Origin of the sequence: uncultured Sphingomonas sp., from assembly GCF_913778135.1 — a bacterium.
In the GTDB taxonomy this organism is placed as follows: Bacteria; Pseudomonadota; Alphaproteobacteria; order Sphingomonadales; family Sphingomonadaceae; genus Sphingomonas.
Genome location: NZ_CAJYVU010000054.1, coordinates 1 through 7698, shown reverse-complemented (window position 1 = coordinate 7698; position 7698 = coordinate 1). Strand labels below are relative to the sequence as shown.

Genomic DNA, 7698 nt, shown 5'->3' with positions numbered 1-7698 from the left:
AGCGCTCCTTGTTCATGCGCGCCTTGAGCGCGGCGAGCTCGGCGTCGATCTTGTCGCTCGAGCGCAGTTCGTTGAATTCGTCTTCCAGCGTCTTGGGCGTCAGCCCCATCGCCTCGGCGCGGCCCTCAGCCTCATCGGCGCGGCGTTCGAGCAGTTCGAAGCGGCTGAATGCCTCGTGCGTCTTGGGACCGTTCCAGAGTTCGCGCAGGCGCGCCTTGGTGTTGGCGCTTTCCAGCCGGGTCGCGATCGCATTCTGCTTGGTACGCGCTTCACGCAGCTTCGACTGAAGCTTGGCGATGTCGTCCTCGCTGGCGCGAAGGCTGTCATCGAGCAGCTTGACCTCGTCGCGCAGCTGCTGCGCCATGTCGCCCGCCTTGCGGCGCTCAACCAGCGCGGCCTTGGCGAGGTCCTCTCGCTCCTTGCTGAGCGCCAGTTCCGCCTTCTCGGTCCAGCTTTCTTCGAGTTCAGACAGGCGTTCGATGTGGCGGCGCATTTCCTTGCTGTCGGCGATGGTGCGCGCGGCAGAGGCGCGGACCTCGACCAGGGTGTCCTCCATCTCCGAAATGATCATCCGGATCATCTTCGCCGGGTCGTCCGCTTTCTCGAGCAGCTCGGCCATGTTGGCGGCGACGATGTCGCGGGTTCGGGAGAAAATGCCCATGTAGTTTGGACTCCTGATGATACGCGCTTCTTACTCGATCCCGGCGGGGGCGGAAACGGGCCTGCCGCCGGATCGGAGCGTCAGACGACGCGAGAGATGGGGGCGTTGTGCCCGATCGCGGTGGCGGGGCCGACCGCGCCGAAGAGCATGGTGGCGCTGACGACGATGGTGCAGGCGATCGCGGCGAGCTTGCTGGTGATGTTGGTCATTGGTGTAACTCCCTGTGTGCGTTGTTGTCCCATGCTTTGCAGAGAGTGTGCCAAATCTGAAAACAGCGTCCAATCAGTGGCTTGGCGTGATTTCAGTTTGTTGTGAGGATTTGGGGATTGCCAAGACTTGGCGAACTTTGCCAAGCATTGGTTCATGCGCAGGACCACGCAGGTGATTGGGCAATCGGGTGCTTTTCTCGACGCGCTCGAACGCGCCAGCCGCGCCGCTGCGCTCGACCGCCCGGTGCTGGTGATCGGCGAACGCGGCACGGGCAAGGAACTGGTGGCGGAACGCCTTCACCATCTGTCGCCCAGGTGGAGCCAGTCGCTCGTCACGATGAACTGCGCTGCGCTGCCCGAGACGCTGATTGAGGCGGAGCTGTTCGGGCATGAGGCGGGCGCGTTCACGGGCGCGACCAAGGCACGCACCGGCAGGTTCGAGGAGGCGGACGCGGGAACATTGTTCCTCGACGAGCTCGGCACCTTGTCGATGGGCGCGCAGGAGCGATTGCTGCGCGCGGTCGAGTACGGCGAGGTGACGCGGATCGGATCGTCGCGCGCGATGACGGTCGACGTGCGCATCGTCGCGGCGACCAACGAGCATCTGCCCGACCGCGTCGACGCGGGCACGTTCCGCGCCGACCTGCTCGACCGGTTGTCGTTCGAGGTCGTGACGCTGCCGCCCTTGCGCGCGCGGCGTAGCGACATCCCGGTGCTCGCCGAGCATTTCGGGCGGCGGATGGCCTCGGAACTGGGGCATGACGAGTTTGCGGGGTTCGGGCCGAAGGCGACCGAGGCGCTGATGGATCACCGCTGGCCGGGCAACGTGCGTGAATTGCGCAACGTGGTCGAACGCGCGGTGTACCGGTGGGAGGATGCAGGGCCGATCGACGTGATCGAGATCGATCCGTTCCACTCGCCCTATCGCCCCGCGACCGCCCGATCGGCGCCGCGCGGGGAAGCCGCACCGGAGCCGAAATCGCGCGACTTGCCGGACGAGGACGCGCCCGTCGTCGCGTGCGAGGAGGGACCGTCCGACTTCAAGTCGCGCGTCGCGCGGTTCGAGCGCGAGCTGCTGGCGCGCACGCTCGCCGAGCACCGCTTCAACCAGCGCGCGACCGCGGAGGCGTTGGGGTTGAGCTACGACCAGCTGCGCCATGCGCTGCGCCGCCACGACCTGATCGGAGCGATTGCGTAACGACCTGGCCGGAGCCATTTGGGGGCGGTCGCGTTTGATCCGCGAACCCCATCAAGGAGCATTCCCATGGCTTTCGAACTGCCGCCGCTACCTTACGATTACGACGCGCTGGAGCCGGTCATCTCCAAGGAGACGATGACGTTCCACCATGATAAGCATCACGCGGCTTATACCAACAAGCTGAACGAGGGCGTCGCCGCCGATTCGAAGCTGGAAGGCAAGTCGATCGAGGAGATCCTCGGCATGATCTCGCAACAGCCGCCGCTCGTCCGCAACAACGGCGGGGGTTACTGGAACCACGATTTCTTCTGGAAGATCATGGGGCCGAAGGGTTCGACCCAGCCGTCGGGTAAGCTCAAGGAGGCGATCGACGCCTATGGTGGCCTCGACAAGCTGAAGGAAGATTTCAACACCAAGGGCGCGGGCCAGTTCGGCTCGGGCTGGGCGTGGGTGATCGCGGACAAGGACGGCGCGCTCAAGGTCACGTCGACGCCTAACCAGGACAACCCGCTGATGGACGACGCCAAGGAGCCGGGCACGCCGATCCTGGGCAACGACGTGTGGGAGCACGCTTATTACCTGACCTACATGAACGACCGGCCGGGCTATCTGAAGGCGTGGTGGGACGTGGTAAACTGGGACGAGGCCGGGCGCCGGTACGAGCAGGCGGCGGGCTGAACATCCTGCGATAATTGGGGAGGGCGCGTCGGGTGACGCGCCCTTTTCGTATCAGCCTTCCGGCGGTAGCGGCGGTTCCTGACCCAGTTGCGCGCCGTGGCGGAGCAGCATCGGGACGTTCGCGATCGCGAAGACCAGCGTCAGCGGGATCACCACCCACAATTTGTAGATCGCCCACAGGTCCCAGCCGCGCGACTTGCCGTAGAGTGCGTAGGCGCCGCGCCACACTGCCTCATTGGCGACCGCCATCGCGGCGAAGAACAGGATCCAGTTGATCGTCAACCGCCGCCACCCGGCTTCGCTCAGCCCAGGATAGGTGCTGCCGAGCAGGTCGCGCAGCAGCGGCTTGTGCGTGACGAGCCCTCCCAGCAGCACGCCCGACAGCAGCGCGTAGACGATCGTCGGCTTCATCTGGATGAACCGCGCGTCGCGAAAGTACATCGTCAGCCCGCCGAACACGAGCACCAGACCGGCCGAGATCAGCAGCAGCGGCGGCACGCGGCCGAGCTTGACCTTTGCAAGCACCAGCGCCGCCGCGCTCGCGATTACGAAGGCCGCCGTCGCCAGGATCACGCGCGCCATCAGCAGCATCTCGACCTGCGCCATGCCGTCGAGCGCATGGGTGAAATGCGACACGATCCCGCGCGCCGCGGTCGCGGGAACGAGGAAGTTGACGAGGAAGAAGACGACCAGCGGGCCGTAGTCGACGAGATGCTTGATGCCGGTGTTGGTTTCGGCAGGCGCGGCGGTGTCGCTCACTTGCGCGGCCCCGTGTCGACGCCCGCGATGATGCGGCTGACCTCGTTGGCGTTGAACGGGCGCAGGTCGTCCATCTGCTCGCCGACCCCGATCGCGTGGATCGGCAGGCCGTACCGCTCCGCTGCCGCAACCAGCACGCCGCCGCGCGCGGTACCGTCGAGCTTGGTCATGACGAGCCCGGTGACGCCGGCGACTTCCTTGAACACCTCGATCTGGTTGAGCGCGTTCTGCCCCGTGGTGGCGTCGAGCACGAGCAGCACGTCGTGCGGTGCGGCGGGGTTCAAGCGGCCGAGCACGCGGCGGATCTTGGCGAGCTCGTCCATCAGCTCGCGCTTGTTCTGCAAGCGGCCAGCGGTGTCGACGATTAGCACGTCGGTGCCGATCTCGGTCGCCTTTTTGACCGCGTCCCACACGATGCCGGCCGCGTCGCCGCCCTCGGGTCCGGTGACGATCGGCACCCCGATCCGCTCGGCCCAGGTACGCAGCTGCCCGATCGCGGCGGCGCGGAAGGTGTCGCCGGCCGCCAGCATGACCGAGTAATCCTGCTCCATGAACAGGTGTGCGAGCTTCGCGATCGTGGTCGTCTTGCCCGATCCGTTGACGCCGATGACGAGGATCACCTGTGGACGCGGAAATGCCTCGATCTCGATCGGCTTGGCGACCTCAGCCAGCACTTTCTCAACCTCCTCCGCGACGACGACGCGGATGCCGAGTTCCTCCATGTTACGCTCGAACGTGCCCTCGGCGAGGCGCGCGCGGACGCGCGTGGCGGTTTCGGGCCCCAGGTCGGAGGCGATCAGCGCTTCCTCGATCTCGTCGAGCGTGTCGTCGTCGAGCCGCGCGCCGCCGAGCCCCGCGAGATTGCCGACGAGGCGGTCGGAGGTGCGGCGAAAACCGCCTAGCAGCTTGTCGTGCCAGCTGGTGCTCATTCAGGAGTCCCGATCAGGTGGGTGGGGGTAGCCGCTGTGACGCGGGCGTTGACGATGGAGCCGATCGCAGCGGGTGCGGCGAGGTGGAGGTCGGCAAAGGCAGGCGTGTGGCCGCGGTCGCCCGGACGCTCGATCAGCACTGCCTGCACCGTGCCGACCTGCGTGGCGAGCCAATCGGCGCGGCGTTTGGTGCTGATCGCACGCAGCGCCGCGGCGCGGGCGCGGGCAGTCTCTGGCGCGACCTGCGGCATCCGCGCGGCGGGTGTGCGGTCGCGTGGGGAGTAGGGAAAGACGTGCGCGTGGGTGATGTCGGCGTCGTCGATCATCGCGAGCGTGTTGACGTGCGCGGAGTCGCTCTCGGTCGGGAAGCCCGCGATCAGATCGGCGCCGATCGTGATCTCGGGCCTCATGGCCTTGAGCCTCTGCGCCAGCGTGATCGCCTGTGCGCGACTGTGACGGCGATGCATCCGCTTGAGGATCAGGTCATCGCCCGCCTGTAGCGAGAGGTGGACGTGCGGCATCAGGCGCGGCTCTTGCGTCAGCAGCGCGAAGAGGTGGTCGTCGACCTCCGCCGGGTCGAGCGAGGAGAGGCGTAGCCGCTGAAGGCCGGGAACGCCTGCGAGCAGCCGCTCGATCAGCGCGGGCAGGCGCGCGCCGCGGTCGTCGTAGCTGGTCAGGTCGACGCCGCTCAGCACCACCTCGCGTTGTCCACGTTCGACTAGCTCTGCAACGTGTTGGACGACCGCGCCGATCGGATCGGAGCGGCTCCTTCCGCGGCCCTGCGGAATGGCGCAGAAGGTACAGGCGTGGTCGCAACCGTTCTGCACGCCGACGAAACCCCGCGTGTGGCGGCGCGGCGGCGCCATGTTGGCGCGCGGTCCCCAGGTGGCGGGCAGCAGCTTGGCGGCATTGGCGACGACGCGGTCGACCTCGGGCATCGCCTCGAACGCGGCGCGGTCCATATCGGAAGCGCAGCCGGTGACGATCAGTTCAACGTTCGGGCGTTCGCGGCGCAGGCGGCGGATCGCAGCGCGAGTGTCCTTCACCGCCTGATTGGTGACGCCGCAGCTGTTCACCACCGCTACGTCGCGACCGTGCGCGGGCAGCAGCTGGCGGATCGCCTCGCTCTCGGCGATGTTGAGGCGGCAGCCCAGCGTGACGACGGGCTGGGAGGAAGCGGACATGGGCGCGATCTAGGGTCGGGGAGGGGGCAAGTCCACGGCGGCGGCGCGCCGGACGTGAAAAGGGCGCGGATGGCAAGACCACCCGCGCCCTCTCGCACTGCCTCGGGAAAGGCTGCGCGCGATTACTCGGCCGCGGCCGCTGCCGTGCGGGTGTCACGACGCTCGGCGATACGCGCCGACTTACCCGTGCGGCCGCGCAGGTAGTACAGCTTCGCACGACGTACCGCGCCCTTGCGGACAACCGTGATCGACTCGATGTTGGGCGAGTAGAGCGGGAACACGCGCTCCACACCCTCGCCGAACGAGATCTTGCGGACGGTGAAGCTCGAGCCCATGCCCTTGTTTGAGCGCGCGATGCATACGCCCTCGTAGTTCTGGACGCGGGTACGCTCACCCTCGACCACGCGCACACCGACGCGCAGCGAGTCGCCGGCGCGGAATTCGGGGATCTCGCGCTTGGCGACGAGCTTGGCGATCTGCTCGGCCTCGAGCGTCTGGATCAGGTTCATATCATTCAACCTTCGTCATCGTGCCGCGCGCCAGAGGGCGACTGGACCCGAGCGCCGGTGTGACGCTCCCACAGGTCCGGCCGCCGTAGCCGTGTATCGACCTCCGCCCGATGCTTTCGCCAGGCGGCAATCCTCGCATGATCCCCCGATCGCAGCACTTCGGGGATCGTGCGCCCTTCCCATTCAAATGGTCGGGTATAATGCGGATATTCGAGAAGGCCGCTTTCGAAGCTTTCCTCGTCCCCGCTGGAAGCCGCGCCCATTACGCCCGGAACGAGCCGGACGCAAGCGTCGAGCAGCACCATCGCACCCATCTCGCCACCCGAGAGAACATAATCGCCGATCGTGACCTGCTCGATCTCACGCGCGTCGAACAGCCGCTCGTCAAAGCCCTCGAACCGGCCGCACAGGATTATAGCGCCAGGGCCGGCGGCGAGGGTCCGGACGCGGGACTGGGTGAGGGGAGCGCCGCGCGGTGTCATGGCGAGGATCGGTCGGTCGTCGGCAACCGCGTCGAGGGCGCTCGCGACCACGTCGGCGCGCAGCACCATGCCCGCGCCGCCGCCCGCAGGTGTGTCGTCGACGGTGCGGTGACGATCGGTCGCGCTGTCGCGGATGTTGACCGCCTCAAGTGACCACAGCCCGTTCGCGAGCGCGCGCCCGGCAAGCGAGTGGCCGAGCGACCCGGGGAACATGTCGGGGTAGAGTGTCAGGACGGTGGCGTGGAACGGCACGGGTGGTCGGGCTTCCGATCGGTGATCGTCGACCACTCGGGGATGGCGCGCGTCGGGTCAACCGCCAGCGTGTCGCGCGGCTGCCCGCCGCAGATATCGCGTGAGCGTTATTGCTCGGTAACGAAGGACAGTTCCTCCGCGGGTCCAACTTTCTGCTCGCCCGCGAAGATCCGGTCGATCCGCATCTCCAGATCGCGGCGCTGGTCGCGCGAGCAACTGCGACGATATGGCCCGATCAGCAGCTCGTCCGCGATCGCTTTCTTGACGTTGCCGAGCCCTTCCTCGCTCAGCGCGTTCGTCTTGCGAAGCTCGATGCACAGCTGGATCAGCCCGACCGCCGTCGCCTGCGCACGCAGGCCGACGTTGGTGACGTCGTGGTGCAGCTGCTTCTGCTTGTCGGATGGCTGGCCCATTTTCGTCTCCTTGTGTCGTGCCGGGCTGTGGCTGCGGCTTTCCTATGTTAAAGCACGAAAGCCGCGTGCTGTTCAACGCGGGCGCCGCGCGCGTTCCCGGCAGCGGCGGCGAAGGCGATCTTGCCTGCACGGTGTTTTTGCGATAAGGCGACGACCACGTTCCGTTGGTGAACGCTTGAGCAACGCGCCCTATGCGGCGTACGCTGGCCGGCGAGGTTTCGCCCGCCGGCGCTTTTGCGTTTGGCGGCAGACGGATTTAGTCGGGCGCGCTGCTGCGGTCGACGGAAGGGATTTGGATGTTCGAGAGCCTCAGCGATCGTCTTGGTGGAGTGTTCGACCGGCTGCGCGGCCGCGGCGCGCTGACCGAGGCCGACGTGCGCCAGGCGATGCGCGAGGTTCGCATCGCGCTGCTCGAGGCCGACGT

11 protein-coding genes are annotated in these 7698 nt (G+C 67.0%); 3 read left to right on the top strand and 8 right to left on the bottom strand.

Going from position 1 to position 7698, the window contains the following annotated elements; genetic code table 11:
* Together pspA and QZ847_RS05690 are read right to left on the bottom strand one after the other, a co-directional pair.
* Positions 1-661, bottom strand: a 661-nt coding sequence (gene pspA, locus QZ847_RS05695; protein WP_294190970.1) for a phage shock protein PspA, incomplete at its 3' end; no start/stop codon positions are given.
* Positions 662-741: 80 nt separating this feature from the next.
* A complete protein-coding gene (locus QZ847_RS05690; RefSeq protein ID WP_294354096.1) occupies positions 742-870 on the bottom strand; it encodes a hypothetical protein in 129 nt (42 codons plus the stop codon).
* Between the two features lie 154 nt (positions 871-1024).
* On the opposite strand from QZ847_RS05690, the gene pspF reads away from it, so the two are divergent.
* Together pspF and QZ847_RS05680 are read left to right on the top strand one after the other, a co-directional pair.
* Positions 1025-2068 carry a phage shock protein operon transcriptional activator gene (pspF, locus tag QZ847_RS05685; protein ID WP_294354094.1) on the top strand — a complete coding sequence of 348 codons (1044 nt, stop codon included), beginning with the start codon at positions 1025-1027 and terminating at the stop codon, positions 2066-2068.
* Between the two features lie 66 nt (positions 2069-2134).
* Complete coding sequence (locus tag QZ847_RS05680) at positions 2135-2746, top strand: superoxide dismutase (protein WP_294354091.1); 612 nt, start codon at positions 2135-2137, stop codon at positions 2744-2746.
* 51 nt (positions 2747-2797) lie between these two features.
* Here QZ847_RS05680 and QZ847_RS05675 read toward each other — a convergent pair whose 3' ends face one another.
* The 6 genes from QZ847_RS05675 to QZ847_RS05650 form a co-directional block, all read right to left on the bottom strand.
* The gene (locus QZ847_RS05675; protein ID WP_294354088.1) at positions 2798-3505 is read right to left on the bottom strand and encodes a septation protein IspZ; all 708 of its coding nucleotides are present in this window, start codon (positions 3503-3505) and stop codon (positions 2798-2800) included.
* Complete coding sequence (ftsY, locus tag QZ847_RS05670; protein WP_294354085.1) at positions 3502-4434, bottom strand: signal recognition particle-docking protein FtsY; 933 nt, start codon at positions 4432-4434, stop codon at positions 3502-3504. Before ftsY ends, QZ847_RS05675 begins: the two co-directional genes overlap by 4 nt.
* Positions 4431-5618 (bottom strand): MiaB/RimO family radical SAM methylthiotransferase, encoded by a 1188-nt coding sequence (locus QZ847_RS05665; RefSeq protein WP_294354082.1) that lies wholly within the window; start codon positions 5616-5618, stop codon positions 4431-4433. Before QZ847_RS05665 ends, ftsY begins: the two co-directional genes overlap by 4 nt.
* A gap of 122 nt (positions 5619-5740) precedes the next feature.
* A complete protein-coding gene (gene rplS, locus QZ847_RS05660) occupies positions 5741-6127 on the bottom strand; it encodes a 50S ribosomal protein L19 (protein ID WP_294354079.1) in 387 nt (128 codons plus the stop codon).
* Between the two features lie 5 nt (positions 6128-6132).
* Entirely contained in the window at positions 6133-6861 is a 729-nt protein-coding gene (gene trmD, locus QZ847_RS05655; RefSeq protein ID WP_294354075.1) for a tRNA (guanosine(37)-N1)-methyltransferase TrmD, read from the bottom strand.
* A gap of 107 nt (positions 6862-6968) precedes the next feature.
* A complete protein-coding gene (locus QZ847_RS05650) occupies positions 6969-7274 on the bottom strand; it encodes a hypothetical protein (protein WP_294193020.1) in 306 nt (101 codons plus the stop codon).
* Positions 7275-7570: 296 nt separating this feature from the next.
* On the opposite strand from QZ847_RS05650, the gene QZ847_RS05645 reads away from it, so the two are divergent.
* A partial coding sequence (locus QZ847_RS05645; RefSeq protein WP_294354099.1) for a signal recognition particle receptor subunit alpha occupies positions 7571-7698 on the top strand: 128 nt, incomplete at its 3' end.

Excerpts from the sequence above, each read along its gene's own strand:
- QZ847_RS05680 (WP_294354091.1), top strand. The coding sequence starts at position 2,135 with ATGGCTTTCGAACTGCCGCCGCTACCTTACGATTACGACGCGCTGGAG.
- QZ847_RS05665 (WP_294354082.1), bottom strand. The coding sequence starts at position 5,618 with ATGTCCGCTTCCTCCCAGCCCGTCGTCACGCTGGGCTGCCGCCTCAAC.
- pspF (WP_294354094.1), top strand. The coding sequence starts at position 1,025 with ATGCGCAGGACCACGCAGGTGATTGGGCAATCGGGTGCTTTTCTCGAC.
- QZ847_RS05690 (WP_294354096.1), bottom strand. The coding sequence starts at position 870 with ATGACCAACATCACCAGCAAGCTCGCCGCGATCGCCTGCACCATCGTC.
- ftsY (WP_294354085.1), bottom strand. The coding sequence starts at position 4,434 with ATGAGCACCAGCTGGCACGACAAGCTGCTAGGCGGTTTTCGCCGCACC.
- rplS (WP_294354079.1), bottom strand. The coding sequence starts at position 6,127 with ATGAACCTGATCCAGACGCTCGAGGCCGAGCAGATCGCCAAGCTCGTC.
- QZ847_RS05650 (WP_294193020.1), bottom strand. The coding sequence starts at position 7,274 with ATGGGCCAGCCATCCGACAAGCAGAAGCAGCTGCACCACGACGTCACC.